This is a genomic window from Chryseobacterium sp. C39-AII1 (assembly GCF_039672645.1).
GTDB lineage: Bacteria > Bacteroidota > Bacteroidia > Flavobacteriales > Weeksellaceae > Chryseobacterium.
Window position 1 is genome coordinate 1 of sequence record NZ_JBDFPQ010000029.1, and the last position, 19982, is coordinate 19982.

At 33.6% G+C, this 19982-nt stretch carries 17 protein-coding genes; 8 read left to right on the forward strand and 9 right to left on the reverse strand.

Annotated features, from left to right (window positions below):
- The first annotated feature begins 433 nt into the window (after positions 1–433).
- Together ABEG63_RS21115 and ygiD are read left to right on the forward strand one after the other, a co-directional pair.
- The gene (locus ABEG63_RS21115; protein ID WP_312391603.1) at positions 434–946 is read left to right on the forward strand and encodes a YceI family protein; all 513 of its coding nucleotides are present in this window, start codon (positions 434–436) and stop codon (positions 944–946) included.
- A gap of 160 nt (positions 947–1106) precedes the next feature.
- Positions 1107–1934, forward strand: coding sequence for a 4,5-DOPA dioxygenase extradiol (gene ygiD / locus ABEG63_RS21120; protein WP_346587410.1), 828 nt, complete (start codon positions 1107–1109; stop codon positions 1932–1934).
- A 53-nt stretch (positions 1935–1987) separates the two neighbouring features.
- Here ygiD and ABEG63_RS21125 read toward each other — a convergent pair whose 3' ends face one another.
- The gene (locus ABEG63_RS21125) at positions 1988–2260 is read right to left on the reverse strand and encodes a hypothetical protein (protein ID WP_267404358.1); all 273 of its coding nucleotides are present in this window, start codon (positions 2258–2260) and stop codon (positions 1988–1990) included.
- Between the two features lie 279 nt (positions 2261–2539).
- Here ABEG63_RS21125 and ABEG63_RS21130 point away from each other — a divergent pair, with 279 nt between their 5' ends.
- On the forward strand, positions 2540–3709 hold the full coding sequence (locus tag ABEG63_RS21130) for a carboxypeptidase-like regulatory domain-containing protein (protein WP_346587412.1): 1170 nt from the start codon (positions 2540–2542) through the stop codon (positions 3707–3709).
- 146 nt (positions 3710–3855) lie between these two features.
- Here the strand turns inward: ABEG63_RS21130 and ABEG63_RS21135 are convergent, their stop codons facing one another.
- The 3 genes from ABEG63_RS21135 to hutH all read right to left on the reverse strand — a co-directional run bounded on the left by ABEG63_RS21135 (position 3856) and on the right by hutH (position 7533).
- Positions 3856–5355: a S8/S53 family peptidase gene (locus tag ABEG63_RS21135; RefSeq protein WP_346587414.1), complete on the reverse strand. Its 1500-nt coding sequence runs from the start codon at positions 5353–5355 to the stop codon at positions 3856–3858.
- 116 nt (positions 5356–5471) lie between these two features.
- Positions 5472–5918, reverse strand: a complete 447-nt coding sequence (locus ABEG63_RS21140; protein WP_346587416.1) for a GNAT family N-acetyltransferase — start codon at positions 5916–5918, stop codon at positions 5472–5474.
- A gap of 127 nt (positions 5919–6045) precedes the next feature.
- Positions 6046–7533, reverse strand: coding sequence for a histidine ammonia-lyase (gene hutH / locus ABEG63_RS21145; protein ID WP_346587417.1), 1488 nt, complete (start codon positions 7531–7533; stop codon positions 6046–6048).
- Positions 7534–7663: 130 nt separating this feature from the next.
- Here hutH and ABEG63_RS21150 point away from each other — a divergent pair, with 130 nt between their 5' ends.
- On the forward strand, positions 7664–8425 hold the full coding sequence (locus ABEG63_RS21150; RefSeq protein ID WP_346587419.1) for a hypothetical protein: 762 nt from the start codon (positions 7664–7666) through the stop codon (positions 8423–8425).
- A gap of 63 nt (positions 8426–8488) precedes the next feature.
- Here the strand turns inward: ABEG63_RS21150 and ABEG63_RS21155 are convergent, their stop codons facing one another.
- On the reverse strand, positions 8489–10165 hold the full coding sequence (locus tag ABEG63_RS21155; protein ID WP_346587420.1) for a T9SS type A sorting domain-containing protein: 1677 nt from the start codon (positions 10163–10165) through the stop codon (positions 8489–8491).
- Between the two features lie 109 nt (positions 10166–10274).
- Here ABEG63_RS21155 and uvrC point away from each other — a divergent pair, with 109 nt between their 5' ends.
- Together uvrC and ABEG63_RS21165 are read left to right on the forward strand one after the other, a co-directional pair.
- A complete protein-coding gene (uvrC, locus tag ABEG63_RS21160) occupies positions 10275–12077 on the forward strand; it encodes an excinuclease ABC subunit UvrC (RefSeq protein WP_346587422.1) in 1803 nt (600 codons plus the stop codon).
- Positions 12078–12202: 125 nt separating this feature from the next.
- Positions 12203–12982 carry a T9SS type A sorting domain-containing protein gene (locus ABEG63_RS21165; RefSeq protein ID WP_346587423.1) on the forward strand — a complete coding sequence of 260 codons (780 nt, stop codon included), beginning with the start codon at positions 12203–12205 and terminating at the stop codon, positions 12980–12982.
- A gap of 98 nt (positions 12983–13080) precedes the next feature.
- Here ABEG63_RS21165 and ABEG63_RS21170 read toward each other — a convergent pair whose 3' ends face one another.
- The 4 genes from ABEG63_RS21170 to ABEG63_RS21185 are packed head-to-tail and all read right to left on the reverse strand — an operon-like array spanning position 13081 to position 16516.
- Positions 13081–13866, reverse strand: a complete 786-nt coding sequence (locus ABEG63_RS21170) for a hypothetical protein (RefSeq protein WP_346587424.1) — start codon at positions 13864–13866, stop codon at positions 13081–13083.
- A gap of 12 nt (positions 13867–13878) precedes the next feature.
- Positions 13879–14535: a hypothetical protein gene (locus tag ABEG63_RS21175; protein ID WP_346587426.1), complete on the reverse strand. Its 657-nt coding sequence runs from the start codon at positions 14533–14535 to the stop codon at positions 13879–13881.
- A gap of 7 nt (positions 14536–14542) precedes the next feature.
- A complete protein-coding gene (locus ABEG63_RS21180) occupies positions 14543–15625 on the reverse strand; it encodes a PorV/PorQ family protein (RefSeq protein ID WP_267404377.1) in 1083 nt (360 codons plus the stop codon).
- A 12-nt stretch (positions 15626–15637) separates the two neighbouring features.
- Positions 15638–16516 carry an EamA family transporter gene (locus ABEG63_RS21185; protein WP_346587427.1) on the reverse strand — a complete coding sequence of 293 codons (879 nt, stop codon included), beginning with the start codon at positions 16514–16516 and terminating at the stop codon, positions 15638–15640.
- A gap of 363 nt (positions 16517–16879) precedes the next feature.
- On the opposite strand from ABEG63_RS21185, the gene ABEG63_RS21190 reads away from it, so the two are divergent.
- Both ABEG63_RS21190 and ABEG63_RS21195 read left to right on the forward strand, forming a co-directional pair.
- A complete protein-coding gene (locus ABEG63_RS21190; RefSeq protein ID WP_346587429.1) occupies positions 16880–18508 on the forward strand; it encodes a carboxyl transferase domain-containing protein in 1629 nt (542 codons plus the stop codon).
- Positions 18509–18696: 188 nt separating this feature from the next.
- Positions 18697–19164: a VanZ family protein gene (locus ABEG63_RS21195; protein WP_346587430.1), complete on the forward strand. Its 468-nt coding sequence runs from the start codon at positions 18697–18699 to the stop codon at positions 19162–19164.
- The last annotated feature ends 818 nt before the right edge of the window (positions 19165–19982 follow it).

Genomic DNA, 19982 nt, shown 5'->3' on the forward strand with positions numbered 1-19982 from the left:
AGTTTTAGTCAAACAACGTTCTATCCGGATTTGGAAGAAAACAGCAGCAGGGGACTAAAATCAGGGGCGATATCTTGGTATCAAACGAGCGTCGGTCTTTATCCTGCTGCTTTTACTCTTTAGGTTAATTTTTTTAACTAAGCTATACTTATTTTTTTCTCTTTGCAAACTTACCATAGAAACGGCATCCTTTTTGGTTGCGGCTGGAGCGAAGCGGAAGCCGTAACAAAAAAGATATAGTGGATAGCGGGAAAAAGCTACTGAAAAAGAAAGGAAGTTAGAAGATGGGTGATTGAAGTTTTTGAATGATATTATTGATGTTTAATTAAAAGAAAAAATTAGCATAAAATCATTTCTTATCCTAAATCAATGAATTGTACCTCTCGCTTGATCTAAATTTGCATTATAATTAACAACAAAAAATATTAATACAATGGCTACAAAATGGAACCTAGACCCAGCTCACAGTGAACTTACTTTCAAAGTAAAACACATGATGATCTCTAATATTAAAGGAAACTTTACCAACTTCACTGCAGAAATCGATGCTGAAGACGATACTTTTGCCAACGCGAAAACAACGGCTACGATTCAGACAGATTCTATCTCTACACACAACGCAGACAGAGATAATCACCTAAAATCTGCAGAATTCTTCAACGCTGAAGCTAACCCGACAATTACTTTCGAATCTTCTGCTTTGAACAACGAAGTAACTGGAAATTTAACAATCAACGGAATTACACAGCCTGTAACTCTTGATGTAGATTTCAACGGAATCAACGTAGATCCATGGGGAAATACAAAGGCTGGTTTCTCTTTTGAAGGGAAAATCAACAGAAAAGATTTCGGATTAAACTGGAATGCTGCTCTTGAAGCTGGAGGTGTAATGGTAAGCGAAGAAGTAAAAATCGCCGGAGAATTACAGTTCGTAAAACAAGCGTAATAAATTAAACGGGTTTTGGGGGAGCCCTGAAAGGGCGACTTAACACAGAATAGGATGCTAATCCTATTTAAATTAAATAAAATCCAAAAAATTTCAACATAAAAAGGTTCAGGGATTTCTAAAAACCTTGAACCTTTTTTCATTTAATCAATCAATAAAAATGAACCTCAACGATCTACAAAACATAAGCGACAATTTTGGAAACACTCAGAGAATGCCTGTCCTTTTTCTAGGACACGGTTCTCCGATGAATGCGATTGAAGAAAATCAGTTTGTGCAAGGGTTTAGAAAAGCAGCAACCGAAATTCCGAAACCGAATTCAATTTTGTGTATTTCTGCGCACTGGTTTACACAGGGAACAAAAGTGACTGCTATGGATATGCCCAAAACTATTCATGATTTTGGAGGTTTTCCACAGGCTTTGTTTGATGTTCAGTATCCTGCGCCGGGAAATCCTGAACTGGCAAAAGAAACTGTCGAATTATTAGCACCTATTTTCGTGGAAGAAGATCATAATTGGGGCTTGGATCATGGAGCGTGGTCTGTCATCAAACATATGTATCCGAATGCAGATATTCCTGTCATTCAGATGAGTATTGATTATACAAAACCTCCTCAATATCATTTTGATTTAGCTAAAAGATTAAATAAACTTCGCGAAAAAGGTATTTTAATTATCGGAAGCGGAAATATTGTTCATAATTTAAGGTTAATCGACTGGAGAAATATCAACACCGTCGGAGCCGGCTGGGATTGGGCGATTGAAGCTCGTGAGAAAACCAATAACTGGCTTTTGGATGGAGATTTTCAACATATTATCGATTATCAAAAACAAGGAACTTCACTGCAATATGCAATTCCGACTCCGGATCATTATTTACCATTGATTTATACTTTAGGTTTAAAAGATAAATCTGAAAATTTAGCCTTGTTCAATGATGAATTAATTGGGGGCTCATTAAGCATGACGAGCGTGAGAATTGGATAAACAAAAAATCGGAAGAAAATTATTCCTCCGATTTCTATACGAAAATGCTGTAATTAAATTCTGTGGATAGAAACAACGTGTGGCTGCCCTTCAATCGGAGCATAAATTTCCACTATCGCTTCCCACACAACCTGTGAACCGCCTGGTAAAGACGCCAAACACTTGAAACGGTAGTTTTTTCCGTTTACAAGCTGTGTAGAGACTTCTTGTGGTTTGTAATTTACACCAATGATTCCGCCCATTGCTTCGTCAAATACTTTTTGATCTTCTGGTGTAAGAGCGTGATATTTCGTCCACCCTCCTACTACTAATTCTTGAGTTTCCATAATTAATATTTTGGTATTCCTACTCTTATGGCTTTTCGGATTTCGCCCCGTTTTTAATGGTTTCTGGTCTCCATGGTTATTAGTTTTTTTGAATGCAATTTTTCTGATGATTTTAAAAACTTTATTGTTCTTTAAAATTCTCCCGTTATAATTACATTACAAAGCTAGCCTAGAAAAAAAGAAAATAAAAGCGTACTAATACTCAATTTTCAGACTCCGTAGAACTACCTATTGCTTAAGATTTTTTTTATCACTAAAAATTTAGTAATATTGTTTACCATGAAAAAAACACTCTTACTTTTTTTAGTATTACTGCCTTTCTATCAAGTAATTGCTCAGATTATTAAAGGGACAGTGACGAATGATGCCGAACAGAAAATCGCCAACGTAACGATTTATATTGATGGAACCAAAATTGGAACAAACTCCAAGGAAGATGGAAGTTTCAGTTTAAATTCACCCGCCAACAATTCGGGAAATATTGTTTTCCAGAAAGAAGATTATGAAACATTTTCTACGCCGCTTTCGGCAGTTTTAAATAAAACGTTGAAGGTTGTTTTGCTGAAAAGTAATGATATAGAAGAAGTTCGAATTATCCCTTACACAGAGGAGGCTTATAAAAATTTCATTAATTATTTCTTAGATAATTTTCTTGGATATGATCGTGAAAATGTAAGGATTAAAAACCAAAGAACTTTAAAATTTGCTTTCGATAAAAAGAACCAGACTTTAAAAGTAAAAGCTCCCAAAACATTACTTATTGAGAATAAAATACTCGGTTATCAAATTGAATATAACCTCATCAATTTCGCAGCCGATTTCAATACTAAAATGGTGAATTATGTCGGGACAAGTTTTTTCAGGGAAACAAAAAATTCAGATAAAATAAAACTGAACCGAATGAATGCCTACGACGGAAGTACACTTCATTTTTTCAGAAGTATTTATGAAAATACAATTTCTAAAGATCAATTTATTGTGAATCATGTGGTAAAAGTTCCCAATCCAAAATATCCTACAGAAGAAGAATTAGCCAGACTGAGCAATTTTAAAGAGATGGCGAGAATTTCAAGAGTTGCTTCTGTTCCAAATGACATTTTAGATATTTCACAAAGGAAAAACGCCAACAAACCTTACGCTTTGGCCATTACAAAAACATTAATTCCCGACACGGATTATGTGAAAAGAGAGAATGGAAAAGTATTGTTTACCTTTAAAGATATGCTTCAGGTAAATTATCAGAAATATGAGTACGAATTGAAAGGAAAACAATTTATAAAAACTAAAGACCCTGTTGTAATTTCCTCTTTTTTGCATCCTGAAGGTGAAACTTTTGAAGTTTCAAAAGACGGAAATATTACAAATCCTGATTTACTGATTACTGAGGGAGATTTTTCTAAAAATAAAATTGAAAATATGCTGCCTTTAGATTATCAATTGGGAGATTAACAGCATTTAGTCTTATAAATTTAACCGCAAAAGGGACAAAAGTTTTTTAAAAACTATCTATTTAAGCCATGCAAAAGCTAGCAATAGCAAATTCTAAAGTCAATAGGCTTTTGGGACTTTTGCGGTTAAAAAATTTTAGTTAAAACTTACTGAACAGCCTGTAAAACATTAATGTTTCCATAGCCGTAGTCTGAGTTTTTAGTAGGATAATAAGTTGAAGATTGTCTCATTTTATTCAACACCTGATCTCTCGTCCATGAAGGATTTTTAGACCAAACTAATGCCGCGATTCCTGCTGTAGAAGCCGTTGCGACTGATGAACCACCAACGTAATCTGTTTGCCCGTTATAATAGCTCAACACCGGAATATTACTTCCTGAAGCTCTTTCCATTTGGTAAGTGAAAGCAATCTCAGCTCCCGAATGGCAAACATCACATTTTTGATTAGAAGTATTTTCCTTTACTCCCGTGATGGCTTGTGTTTCTGGCATCCAAGCTGGAAAAATAACTCCGACAAAAGTGGTAAAACTTGTGGAAGTTCCGCCTGCACAGAAGATTAATTTTCCTTTTGAATACGCATATTTCACTCCATCTTCAATTTTCCCGACAGAGAAAATGTGTCCCATCGACATAGAAATAATCTTTACATTGTTATTATTTCCCAATTCTGTAAACGCGATTTTCACTCCGTTTTGTTCGTGATAACCATCCAAAACTACATTAGAAGCCGCTCTGTAAGTCACCAAATTAGCATTATAAGCTACCCCAACCGGTTGCCCCTGATTATTTCTCGGAGCCGCCATCGCCGAAGCCATGCTCGTTCCGTGACCACATTTATCAGCAGAACCGTCGTAACCTGTACTCCACGGCCAAACCGAATCTACATACACTCCATTTTTACTGATCGTTCTTCCAGAAGAAAGTCCGTTATTGAAACTGCTTCCCAATAAAGACTGTTCAGGAGAAACACCACTATCGATTACACCAATGGTAACTCCGGCTCCTGTGCTGTAATTCCAGGCGCTTGTGATATTGTGTTTCGCAAAAGACCAGGGCGCTTTCGCATTCGGTGTTACGGTTGTATAATCTGCTGCATTTAAAGCGGTAGATTCAAATCCGCAACCAGAAGAACTTCCGCTGGATTTTGCTGCTGTACCGTTATATTTATTTTCATTTTCAAAATAACGATAATCGGCAGGCTCCAGATAACGGATATTTTTCATTTTTCGAAGTGCAATGATTGTTTCCTGTTTTTCTATCGCAACATCAATTTGATTTAAATATTTATCCGAAGACAACAAAATACGGTCGGTTTTTCCTTCGTATTTTTTAATTAAATCTAAAATTTCGTTTTCGATAGCCGCATTATTGGGATCTAAATCTCTGTCGAAAGACGAGCCGAAACCGATAGACGCAATTTTATTTCCCTGAAAAATAGCACTCCACACAAAATGATCGGAAGATTCTTTCCAGGAAAATTTCCCTTTGGTTTTAATCGTTTCGTTAATTTTCTCATTAATTTCTTTCGAACCTAACGGATCTTTCTGTGCCACTTCGATATTGGCAGGATTGTTCTGAACGTCTTCCCTGTTACAAGCCGTGAAAACCAAGAACAACATCATAAGGTAAAATACATTTTTCTTCATATAAAGTAAATTTGATTAGCAAAACCAAGTTATCACTTTACATTGAATTAAAAAAAGATGAATTTTAAATATTCTTTAATTTTATTATGCTAAAAATAACAAATTAACATAATGAATTACAGCTTCTTCTTATAGCAAACACTATTTTCGATCCCAATATATTGTCCGTAATTAGGAATAAGCTCGTAACCGTTTTTTTTATACAAAGCAATGGCTTCCGGCTGTTTCAATCCGGTTTCTAAAACAGCAAAGGTAAAATCTTCTTCTTTTGCCCAAATTTCCAACTCTGCCAATATTTTTGAAGCAAAACCTTTCCCTCTATATTCCGGTAGCGAATACATTCTTTTGATTTCTACCGTATCGTCTTCATATTTTTTAAAGGCTCCGCAAGCCACCGGTTTTTCATCAACAAAGAAAAGAACACAGTTTTTCAGCTGATCGATAGCATTAAACTGATGATAAAATGCATGTTCATCACCGTCGCGAATGGCTAAATCCTGATCCAGGAATTTTACTAAATATTGAAAATCTTTGTTGGAAGAGTCTGTTCTTTTGATTGTCATTGAATTGTTTTTGATAATACAAAATTATTTATTTAAACATAAATTACAGCAATATTTTCATGAATAGACGCGATAGAAACAAAAAAGACTCCCATTTCTGGAAGTCTTTATATTATTTAGTTTAAAATTAATTAACCACAAACTTTCTTTCATTAATTAATTCTGCAATCGCCAGCATATCTTCACCAATCAATCGGTCATCTTCAAGCTTATCCACTTTTGAACGAAGAATGGCAAAGTTTTCTTCAATAATTTTTGAACATTTTGAAGGTCTTCTGAATTCTAATCCTTGCGCCGCAAACATCAATTCCACCGATAAAATATTCACCAAATTCCCAAGAACCTGATTGAATTTTCTACCCGAAATACTTCCCATCGAAACATGATCTTCCTGCCCCAAACTTGTAGGAATAGAATCTGCAGAAGCCGGAAAACACAACGTTTTATTTTCTGTAACCAATGCCGCAGAAGTATATTGAGGAATCATAAATCCTGAATTTAATCCTGAGCTTTCCGTTAATAATCTTGGTAAGCCATATTTTCCTTCCAATAATAAATAACTCCTTCTGTCTGAAATATTTCCTAATTCCGCAGCAGCTAAAGTTGCATAATCTAAAGGCAAAGCCATCAACTGTCCGTGGAAATTTCCTCCTGAAATAGATTCTTCAGCACTTAAAACAATCGGATTATCTGTTACAGAGTTCAGTTCTGTTTCAGCCATCATTTTTAAATGTTCAAAAGCATTTCTGCTCGCACCATGAACCTGAGGAACGCATCTCATCGAATAAGGATCCTGAACTCTTTCGCAATCTTCGTGCGCTTTCATATTTTCAGAACCTTTTAAGAATTTCAACATTCTTGCAGCTACTTTTTTACTTCCCTCGAATGGTCTGATCTCGTGAAGCTCTTTTTTGAACGGACTTTCAGAACCTCTGTACGCTTCAAGACTCATCGCTGCAGTCATATCCGCTAAATCCAATAAATATTCGAATTTTTCCAACCCTTTAATGGCATGCGAAAGAATAAACTGAGTTCCGTTGATTAATCCTAAACCTTCTTTGGGACCTAAAACTAATGGTTCAAGATTATTTTTTTCCAAGATTTCAGCAGTATTGAAAATTTCATTTCCAACCCAAACTTTTCCTAATCCTAATAATGGTAAAACCAAGTGTGCTAAAGGTGCCAAATCTCCGGAAGCTCCTACAGAACCTTGTTCCGGAACGACAGGAATAATATCTTTCTCCAACATCAAAATCATTCTCTCAATGACTTCCAAAGAAACCCCTGAGAAACCTTTTGACAAAGCATGAACCTTAGCAATCATCATGATTTTTGAAAATTCTTTATCAATAGGTTTTCCTACACCAACAGCGTGAGAAATAATTAAATTATATTGCAACTGCGCAGTTTCATCAGCAGAAATTTTAGTATCACAAAGCGGTCCAAAACCTGTGTTAATTCCATACACACATCTATCCGACTCTACAATTTTCTGAACATTTTTCTGAGATTTTAAGATCTGTTCTTTTGCCGCTTTATTCAGTTTAGCTTTATTTGGAGTTTTACAGATTTCCAATACATCATGGAAACTGAAAACATCTACACCGTATATCATTCTCTAAAAATTTGTCTTAAAATTACACATTTAGCCATAACTGGAAAAACTAAATTTCGACTAAAAATATTTTGCATCACAACTGGTTTTATTTATTATTTTTACGCTCTTAAAACAATTATAATAACTTATGAAAATCAAAGCTTTACTCTTTGCCTCATGTCTTGTAAGCATGACTACTTTTGCTCAAAAGGTGAAATATTCTAAAGAAGACATTAAAAAAATGGAGATGTATCTTTTTAATGAAGGATTCAACACGCCATCACCCAAGAAAACATCTACTGTCATTTTAAAAGACGGAAGTACTCACAAAGGCTTCTGCAGCAAAACTGACACTAAAAAGGGACAGATTTTTGAAGTGGCTTTAAAAGACAGCATCACGAAGAAAAGTGAGGTTTTCAATGCCGATCAAATTGCGGAGATGTATATCTACCCAAGCAATGCCGAAAAAATTGCAAAAGTGGCAAGATACATGGGAAACATTAGAAATTATAGCACTAAAAAATTAACTAAAAGAACCAATAACGACAGAATTTATTTTGTAAATCAGACCGTTTCACTTAAAAACAAAAAAGATGACAAAGAATTTCTGATGCAGGTCATCAATCCTGAATTTGATGATATTATTTCTGTATATCATGATCCGAGAGCGAAGGAAACATCAGGATTTTCAATTGGAGGAAGTCCTCAGCTAGGTGGTGGCGTTATCAAATCTTATTATGTAAAAAAAGGTGATAAAGTAATGTGGCTTCACAAAGATGATTTTGATGACAACTACGATTTTCTTTTTGGAGATAATTCAGAGTTCATGAAAAAATATCCTAAAAATTCTGTGGAATGGGATTATTTCAGCTTTTTGGTTCAGGAATATACAGCCATGGCAAACGGGTAAAACTAAATTATAATAAAAAAAGCTGTAGAAAAGTTTTCTACAGCTTTTTTTTGTGTTTAAGAATTATTTTTTAATAATCTTAAATGATTGATTAATCTTTTTATTGCTAATTTGTAAAATATAATTTCCAGAGTTTATACTTCTCACATCAATATTATCAGCATTTTTAGCTGTAATAACAACTCTTCCAGTTAAATCATATAAAACTAATAAATCCATCTTTTCAGAAATTTTTATATAATCACTAGTAGGATTAGGATATACGAATACATTCACATTAGAATTATTAAGTTCTGTTACCGAAAGAAAAGATTGAGGAATATTTAATTTAGATATTAAAACATTATAATTAGGATTTGAATTAAAGGGGCTTTCTGTTAAAAAACCAAAGATTTTACCTTCATTTGTTACATTAGATAAGCAAAAATAAGAACTTGGGTTAGCCTGCCCTGTATTGATTAATGTACTGTTAACAATATTTGTACCTATTGAATTTAGAGAAATAACATAATGTCTAAAATCTCCACCAGAGCCGATTACCATACGTCTCGTACTAAGAATAAAATTACCTGATGAAGGTATTTTTTTTAAGTCAGATAAATTATCATAATTCTCAAATGAAGTTTTCTTAATTATATTCCCATTATTATCTATCTTCATCATCCAAGAATCTAATACCACAAGATTATATTTTGAGTAACCAAAGAATAAATTAGCATTATCAGTTGTAGTTTCGGTAAATAATGCTTCATCAAATTGAGGTCCATTAGATGAAAATGTCTTTTTCCATAATAAATTTCCAGATGTTGAAATTTTCACAAATGTCGCATCATAATTTTCATATGTCGTAGAACCGGAAGCAAAAGGCACATTTTCCCTTCCTCCAATGATATATCCGTCACTTAAAGCTTTTATGTCATTAATGAAATTCGATTGTTGTATATCTGTTGATTCTATCTTAGAGTTTAATAATATATTACCATTCACATCCATTCTGTAGATAAATCCTTTATAGGCATTGGTTGCCGTATTGGAAGAGTAATCACCATCTATTGAAGCAGAATTTACCAGTAACAAAAATTCATTAGAATTAACAGTTTTTAAATTACTCGATACTTCATCAAGAGAACCCTGTAAAAGTTTTTTCCAAATTACATTTCCAGATTCATCCAGTCTTATTACCCAAACATCTTTACCGGTTGTACCTGCGTGGGCAAAATCAAAATCATTGGAGTTGGTATTCACTGTTAATATATAACCATTGGGAATAGATATTATTTGAGCTCCTGATTCGTTACCGGAACCCGAAAAAGAATTATTCCAAACAATATTTCCACTAGAATCTAGTTTTGTAACCCAAAGATCATCATCTCCTCTATTTATATTAAAATTCCCTGAATTGGATTTTGATTTAGATAGTAAAATTGTCCCTCCATCATTTGAACTAACCATAGTTACAGGAACATCATCATTATTTCCACCAAATACTTTTTTCCAAAGGTAATTTCCGTTATTATCTATTTTTGTAACAAAAACATCCTTCAATCCATTATTAGTAGGAATATCTCCATCATTGCTTAAAGTACTCCCTGTAAAAACAAAATTACCATCCGAAGATTCTATATTTTTCACAAAATCTTCAACATTACTTCCTCCAAAACTTTTTTGCCATTCTAGTGTTTGCCCTTTTACGCCCATCAACGAAATTGACGCAATTAAAAAAATTGATCGCTTTTTCATAATTTTAGTTTATTTTGATACAAAAATATTGATTTTTAGGTTACTTACGAATGATTATGGGGTAAAAATTTGTGTTTTCCATTTAATATTCATTTACTAATTTTGTCTTATGAATCCTTCGTTAGAATTACAGCTGAAAACTTTACCATCTGAGCCCGGCGTTTATCGTTATTATGATAAAAACGAACAACTATTATATGTCGGGAAGGCTAAAAACCTCAAAAAAAGGGTTCTTTCCTACTTCAATAAAAATCTTTCGGGGTACCGAATTAAAATCATGGTCAGTAAAATCCAACGATTGGAGACCACGATTGTAAACAGTGAATATGATGCGCTTTTGCTGGAAAACAACCTGATTAAAGAACATCAGCCTTTTTATAATGTCATGTTGAAGGATGACAAAACATATCCTTGGATTTGCATTAAAAATGAAGAATTTCCAAGAATATTTTTAACGAGAAATAAAATTAAAGATGGTTCAGAATATTTCGGGCCTTATGCGAAAGTGCGTCCTGCAAAGATTTTACTGGATACCATTAAACATATTTATAAATTAAGGACTTGTAATTTAAATTTAGCTCCGAGTAAAATCGACGACGGAAAATATAAAGTCTGCCTTGAATATCATATTAAAAATTGCGAAGGCCCTTGCGAAGGCTTGGAAAGCAAGCAAGATTATGATGAAAAAATAGATGCCATCCGCGGAATTATAAAGGGAGATTTCCGAAAAGCAAAGGAATATCTTACCGGACAAATGATGAAATATGCCAGCAATCTAAAGTTTGAGGATGCCCAAATCATCAAAGAAAGACTTGATATTCTGGAAGATTATCAGGCTAAAAACACGGTAGTAAATCCTAATATTGATGATGTTGATGTTTTCGGAATGACGAGTGATGAAACAGCGGCGTATGTAAATTTCTTTAAGATCAGGAACGGAAATATCATTCAAAGTTTTACGACTGAAATTAAAAAAATCCTTGAGGAATCTGACGAAGATATTATGGAAGAAGCACTGATTGAGATTCGTCAGAAATTTGCTTCCGATTCCAGAGAAGTTTTGCTCCCTTTTCATTTATCGGTGGAAATTCCGAATGTAAAATTGATCGTTCCGAAAGTAGGTGATAAAAAACGTATCGTGGAACTTTCAGAAAAAAATGCTAAAGAATATCGTTTAGAGAAATTAAAACAAGTACAAATTGTCGATCCCGAAAGACACACGAACAGAATTATGGCAGAAATGCAAAAACTGTTGAGAATGCCCGTGGAACCTAGACATATTGAAGGTTTTGATAACTCGAATATTCAGGGAACCAATCCCGTTTCGGCATGTGTCGTTTTTAAAGATGGAAAGCCAAGTAAAGCTGATTACAGAATTTTTCATCCCAAAACCGTTGAAGGGCCGAACGACTTTGCCACGATGGAAGAAGTCATTTACCGTCGTTACAAAAGGATGCTGGACGAGGGTGAAAATTTGCCACAATTAATTTTGATTGATGGTGGAAAAGGGCAATTATCATCTGCTGTAAAAAGTTTACGATTATTAGGGTTATACGGGAAAATAACCATTGTCGGGATTGCTAAAAGATTGGAAGAAATCTTTTTCCCTGAAGATCCGATTCCATTATATCTCGATAAAAAGTCTGAAACGTTGAAAATCTTGCAGAGAGTTCGAGACGAAGCGCACCGTTTTGGGGTAAAACACCACAGAACCAGAAGAAAGAACTCAACGATAAAATCTGAACTGGAGGAAATTCCAGGGGTTGGCGGAAAGACTATCGAATTACTTTTATCTAAATTAAAGTCTGTAAAAAGGATCAAGGAAGCCGATTTGGTAACATTAGAAGAAATTATCGGAAAAAGTAAGGCGAAAATTATTCGTGATTTCTTCGACAATCAACCTTCTTCATAATTGCTGAAATTATTAGTAACAAAAAACTTTAACTAATTAAATTAATATCATTAAATAACATCTATAATTACGAATAATTTAATTATTTTTCTATCTTCATATTGTAAAAATAAAAAAGTACAATTATGAAAAATTATTACAATTTGGCAAAATCATTTGCATTTTTATGCGCGTCTGCGTTTTCAGGTTTATTTAATGCTCAAACGTATTGTAGCCCAACCTATTCCAACGGCTGTAGTAGCTGGAGAATTACACAAGTATCTATTCCGGGAGCTAATTTTAATAATACATTTGCTTCAGGCACTTGCACATCAGGTAGGGATAGAACATCTGTTTCTGTAAATCTGAATACAAATGTCAGCTATAATGTGAGTGTAACTACTATAGGATGGATGTCTTGCGGATTGGCTATCGACTTTAATAAAGATGGTGATTTTGATGATGCTGGTGAAAATCTTTACATGCCTGCTTACATTGGAAATACAAGTCCGGAAACGTATTCCGGTTCGTTTACTGTACCTTCATCTGTTGCTACAGGAAGCTATAGAATGAGAATCTGGACTCGTGAAGCTAATGCACAACCAGGAACTTCTGCATGTGGCTCTTATGCTTATGGAACCTGGACAGACTACACGGCAAATATTTTAGGGCCTTTGGCAACTTCTGAAGTCACGAAAGCAACTGCTAAAATTTATCCAAACCCAGTTTCTGATGTTTTAAATATTGAAGATAAAAATACAATCGAATCTGTAGAAATTTATGATGCCAATGGAAAAATGGTTAGAAATATTTCTCAATTAGGAAAAAGTGCATCTGTGAAATTATCAGACCTATTTCCGGGAATGTATACAGCTAAAATTAAAAATAATAAAGAAAGCCAGACTATTAAATTTATCAAGAAATAAAAGATTTTTTGGTAGATCCTTCTCAGAACCTTTAATAAAAAAATATCCTTAATTCTTTCATGGAATTAAGGATATTATATTTTATGTAACAATTAATTTTACTTTCCTGTAAAAACGTCTCTGGAAAAATCTCCGTTTGTCTGAGGCATTTCAATAACGATATTTCCATTCTCAATATATCCAAGAGTAGATTCACCGTTTGCCAATTTTACTCTGAAGACATCTTTTTTTGCTGTTGCTTTAAAAGTGGCGTAAGGAACAGAACTGTTAGGATCAGCCAAAATAAACTGATCTTCGGCTAACTTAATTTTCTGAAGATTTAATTTTCCGTTGCTGAATTTCGTTGCGGTACTTGTTGTAAAAGTAGTTGCGGCAGCTTCTTTAGTTTGAGTCTGAACAGGCGATTCTTTTACTGGTTGTACTTCTACACGTTGAGTATTTTCAACAGCGGCTAAGTTAACTGTAGGATTTGATGAAGAAATACCAACCAATGCAGTTCTTAACGCATCTGAGTATCCTTCTTGAAATTCTTTAATACTTGAGCCACCTTTTGCTTCAGAAATAGTTTTATCATTACAATCTTTAAACTGAACTGTAACTTTATTCTTTAAAAAACTACTTGTATTTAAAACTTCTGCATTCAAGACATTACAAGGATTTCCTACTTCAGCAGGCCATTTACTCTTATCTGAAGAAATGACAACGTATTTTTTAGATGTCAAATTTTTAGACAAAAACCCCTCCAGTCCATAAGATTCTTTCTCAAAATCTTTAAATTTTTCTGGTACAGCAATATATTTATAATCAGAAACTTTTTGTCCGAAGGCAACTAAACATGAAAATGTAAATATTAACATTCCTGCCTTCTTGATTTTATTGTCCATAATGTGTAAATTTTATTTTTTCATAGCTTCATCAAAATTCTGTTTAAGCCTATTTTCAAAATCTTTTATAAAATCGGCTTCAACTTCACTACTATTTATCAACTTTTTTGACTCCTTATCTACAACTATTTCTCCACTATTTCTTTTATAATATTCTCTATGCAATGATTCTTCTCCGGCTAAATAAGTAGGCATTAATTTATCTATCTTATTATCATAATATGCTAGTATCATTCTGTTCATATAATAAATAACTTTCTTTTTTCTTTCTTGGGTTAGAATTCCAAAATCAAATTTCAATCTATAAAGATTTTTATATGGTGAGTATTGTATAAAAAAAGGATTTCTATAAAGAACAATGATTTTATCAATATTATTTTTTCTACAAAAATCGCGTAAATATTCTCGTTGCTTATTCTCCGAAAAAACATTGTTATTTTCTAAAATACTGAAATCAAAATCATTCAACGTTTTAGTTTGCACCGTGAGCTTTTTTATAAAATCTAACGCATCATAATTAAGTACTTCAGTAAATTTAACGGCAACATTTGTCCCTACTTCAGCATGAATGTGTTTAAGCTTAGGATTAATGTTAGTTGCAAATCCAACTGTTTGAGAAAAAATACTTATTTTCCAAAACATTAAGAAGAGGAATATTGCTTTTTTCATTTTAAAATTAATCATTTCTAAACTCTCCCATATCTAATTTCAGAGAGAAAAAGTTTGAATAAAAATTGGAACCTCCAATTCCTGAGTTGGTAATCGCATAATCCAGCGTTAACCCTCTATATCTAATTCCGATACCCGCACTTGGCTGGAACGAAACTTTTCTTTTTAAATCCTCAATATCTGTAATATTCTGAAAACGGTTTACCCCTAATCTTACAAAAATCATTTTTTGATATCCTAACTCGGCTCCCGCATACGGCGTTATACTTGCAAAATCTGTAGATAAAAGGGCGGCTGTTTTAGCAAAATCAACATTAATACCCGCTTCCGGCAAAACGTAAACACTGCTGTTGATTTCAAAATTTTTACTTACCCCAACATTCAGTTTTGGCATCGTAAGTTCCATCTTATCTTTCGGCGCAGGGTTGAATTCCTCACCATTCACAACAGTGGAAAGCTCTTTTTGATTTACTGTCCAGAAGTTTACCGTTGTTGTTGCATCTCTCAACATTCCCCCGATTTTATAACCATTATCTAATTTGTAGATGGCACCGATATCAAATCCAAAACCATAGCCATTGGCAAATTTTCCTACATTTCTGTAAACTAACTTTGCATTTACCCCAACATCCAATCTTTGATTTCCTCCTGGATTAAAAGCATAGGAAAGAACTGCAGCATAATCTGACTGAGAGAATTTTGTGATTTTATCATAATCAATATTTCCTTCAGGATCGATCATTTGAGTTGTGTTCAAAATATTATCAACACCCAGCCTTACCACTGAAACTCCGAAAACTCCGGTTTCCAATACTTTTGCATAAGCAAGATAATCGTACTTTGCAATCGATTCAAAATATTCTGCGTGCATCGCCGCTCCTTGCCAATCTTTTTGAATGGCCATTAAACCTGCCGGGTTCCACATCGGAGAATATACATCATCCTGATTAGAAATTACAGCTCCTCCCATCGCAAGCCCTCTCGCTCCGGCTCCAATATTTAAAAATTCATTGGAATATTTTCTGATAATTTGAGCCTGAGATACCCCAAAAACCAGGGAGAATGCAAGCAAAAGATATTTTTTCATCATAGATGTCGATGCTTAATTTAATTTTTTTGTTTTCTTAGCTTTTATTAATCCGTTGACAATGATTGCCAGTATCATAACACCTGATGCTACATAAAAAACAGAGCTCATATGTTCCGATTCCCCAAAGATAAAAAAAGCTAGTATAATTCCGTAAACTGGTTCTAAATTAACTGTTAAAATTAGTGTAAAAGGCGAAATATATTTCATTAAATTCACCGATTCTAGCATCGGAAAAGCAGTGAAAACACTTGCCAACAAGCATATTAACGCAATATCACGGTAACTTATTTCATTCATTTGAAAAATTTGTCCGGAAAACAAATAAATTATCATCAAAATGAACCATCCGCAGAAAATTTCGTAAAAAATAATGTTTCCCGAGCTTGTCTTTCCAAACATCTTTCCGTTGAAAACAGAAAATATAGTTCCGAAAATGGCACATAAAACGCCATACATAATTCCTTCTTTATATTGAAATTCAGTTTTAAATATTAATAAAATGCAGGCTACAATCACAATTCCCATCAAAACTTCCGAAATATCAATCTTCCGCTTAAAAATAATCGGTTCTAAAATTGAGGCAAATAAAGTAGATAACGAGAGACAGCTTAAAGCAATCGAAACATTCGAAACTTTAATGGAATAAAAGAAACAGTACCAATGCAAAGCCATGGTAAAACCAATAGCAGCTAATTGGAAAAAAATTTTCTTTGAAACTTTTATACTTTCCTTTTTATAAATTCTGATAAAGGCAAAAAGAAAAATGGCAGCAAAAAGCATTCGATAGAAAACAAGAATCTGCGCATTCGCATGAATCAGCTTTCCTAAAATTGCCGTAAACCCCCACAAAAAAACAATCAAATGCAACCTGAAAAGTGCTAATTTATGCATACCTTAACCTCTTTGAATTTCAACATGCAAATTTACAAATAGGTTTTACAATTCTTATAAAAAATTCAAAAATTACAGGGGAAATTTAATCTTATTAAAAAAGAAAAACCCTGAAAATCTGTTCAACTTTCAGGGCCTTCAAATAATAAACTATTAAAAAAATAAACTAGGAACTAGAGTATTTTGTAGAGGATATTATCCCCAATACTCTGATGTAAAGTTAGAAAAAAAATCATGTATTTAAAAACATTTTTTAGTTAAAAATTTCACAAATTTCTGAAAACCAATAAATTAAACACTCGTTTTAATTAAATCTAAAATGTTATGAAAAATAGTATCTTTAGGCGTAAAAATTGAAAGTTTATGGACATTGAATTCAACAAACGGGAAGATCAAAATAGATTAAAGCTATCCGAGATAAATCGTCTGCTTGCCGAAATTAAAAAAGGGGGTGGAGATAAAAGACTTCAGAAGCTTCGTGATGAAGGAAAAATGACGGCAAGAGAAAGAATTGAATATCTTCTCGATAAAGATTCAGATTCCATAGAAATTGGTGCTTTTGCAGGCTATGAAATGTATGAAGAACATGGCGGATGCCCAAGTGGTGGCGTAGTTGTGGTAATGGGATATGTTTCGGGGAGACAATGTTTGGTTGTAGCCAATGATGCATCGGTAAAAGCGGGTGCTTGGTTTCCGATTACGGGTAAGAAAAACCTGAGAGCACAGGAAATTGCTATGGAAAATAAACTTCCAATTATTTATTTGGTAGACTCAGCAGGTGTTTATTTACCAATGCAGGATGAAATTTTTCCTGATAAAGAACATTTCGGGAGAATTTTCAGAAATAATGCTAAAATGAGTTCCATGGGAATCATCCAGATTTCCGCTGTAATGGGCAGTTGCGTTGCCGGTGGAGCTTATCTGCCTATCATGAGCGATGAAGCGATGATTGTGGACGGAACAGGCTCTATTTTTCTTGCAGGAAGCTATTTAGTGAAAGCTGCAATCGGAGAAAGTATTGATAATGAAACGTTGGGTGGAGCGACCACACATTGTTCTATTTCCGGAGTTACTGATTATAAGGCTAAAGATGATAAAGATGCTTTGAATAGAATCAAAAATATCATGAAATCTTTGGGTTCTACTGAAAAAGCTGGATTTGACAGAATTGAAAGTGCTCAGCCAAAAGAAAAGCCAGAAAATATTTTCGGAATTATGCCAGTTTCCAGAGCTGAACAATATGATACGTATGAAATCATTAAATGTTTAGTTGATAATTCTGAATTTGAAGAATATAAATCGGATTACGGTAAAAGTATTGTTTGTGCCACGACAAGAATTGACGGCTGGTCTGTAGGCATCGTTGCTAACCAAAGAAAACTGGTAAAAAGTGGAAAAGGCGAAATGCAGTTTGGCGGAGTAATTTATTCTGATTCAGCAGATAAAGCGACAAGATTTATTGCTAATTGTAATCAGAGAAAAATACCTTTGGTTTTCTTACAGGATGTAACTGGTTTCATGGTTGGTTCAAAATCAGAACATGGCGGAATCATTAAAGACGGAGCAAAAATGGTAAATGCCGTTTCTAATTCTGTGGTTCCAAAATTTACGATTATCACAGGAAATTCTTACGGTGCAGGAAACTATGCAATGTGCGGAAAAGCTTATGATCCGAGATTAATTGTAGCTTGGCCTTGGGCAGATCTTGCTGTAATGGGAGGGGCGCAGGCTGCTAAAGTTTTAGCGCAAATCCAGGAATCGACATTGAAAAAGCAAGGCAAAGAGATTTCTGAAGAAGAGCGTAAAGAAATTCTAGATACAATTTCAAAAAAATATCAAAAGCAAACAGAATCAACCTACTCAGCGGCAAGACTTTGGACAGATGCAATCATTAATCCAGTAGATACCAGAAAATGGATTTCTATGGGAATTGAAGCCGCTAATCATGCTCCTATTACTGAAAAATTCAACTTAGGAGTAATTCAAGTATAATAAAATTAATTCAAAATACATTTAAGCCTTATTATTTTTTAATAAGGCTTTTATTTTGTTAAAAAATATTAAATAAGCATAAAGTTTCTAAACCACATACTATAAGGGTAAGGTTTTTGTTATAAAAATAACTTCAAAAACTAATAGCACTACAAAACTTTTTTATTACTAATCCCAAAAGGAAACCTATGAAAAAACATTTTGCAGTTCTAATTTCTGTATACGCCGTCTTTTTATTATATATGATGTTCTTTGGTTCGGGTAGAGAAGCTTCAGATTGCTTCTATCTTCAGCTCAAGCCTTTTAATACCATACGTATGTTCTTCACAGATAGTCGCGTTCAAGAAACCGATTTCATCATTAATATCATAGGCAATGTCTTTGTTTTCAGTCCGTTTGGGTGGCTAGGTCTTTGTATTGGAAAATTTAATAAATTCTTTCCTATCACATTTTTCTTTATTATTACCATCACATTAATCGAATTAACTCAATCCTACACAGGTCGTGGAGTGGCCGATGTAGATGATGTTTTCCTAAATACTTTGGGAATGATTATAGGATTTATATTATTTAAATATGCTACGTGGAAAAACTTGGCAAATATTAGATCACATTTCGAACTTTACGATAAAAATTATAAAATACAGACTTCATAAAATTTATAATTGCATTAATTTATAAATCATTAATATCTAAATTATATTTATTAGTAGCTATTTCCCGCTTTTCATTACAATCTTTTTTTTCAAAAAAGTATTTTCATTTCAATCGGGGCTAGGGATTGGGTCTGTGATTTTAATATTTTATGACCTCTAAAAATGTTTCCTTTTCTCATTTATTTCAATTAATTTGCTCTTCAATTATAATCAGCTGTAACAAATTAGTATCTTAAATACTCCAAGAGAAAAATACTTTTTCAATATTTACTTTAATAAATCTTTAGGGACCTGTGAGCCACGAAGTGGCGATTTACATCAGGATAGGATGATAATCCTATTTTAGATAGATAGATAGATAAAAATGTGAAGACATTGGTTTTATTAAAACAGTGCTTAGATCATTCTAGGATGACAAACGCTCTGTTTAAAGTAAAGGTGAAAGAAAAAAATAGTTTAATTTTAAATCTAGACTGGCTGACTAAAATATAAAAATGAGGATTTTATATTAACCATTAAGAGGATTTAAGATGTTAAGTGATATTTAAGAAAAACATCAAAGATATTCTAGAAAAGTAAGATGGGTACATTAATTAAAAACAAAATAGTTGCATTAATTAAATGAGTTGGCTTTACTTCCACAAGCGCAGCACAGATTGGCTTCGATTCTTGCAATGATACAAAAACTATCTTCTGTTATTAACAGACCGCCCCTACGGGGCTCATGATCTCTGCATCACATTGTAATGCTATTACCAGGGCGCTCCTACGGAGCTTTGCAATAGGCAATAGGCAATAGGCAATAGGCAATAGGCAAT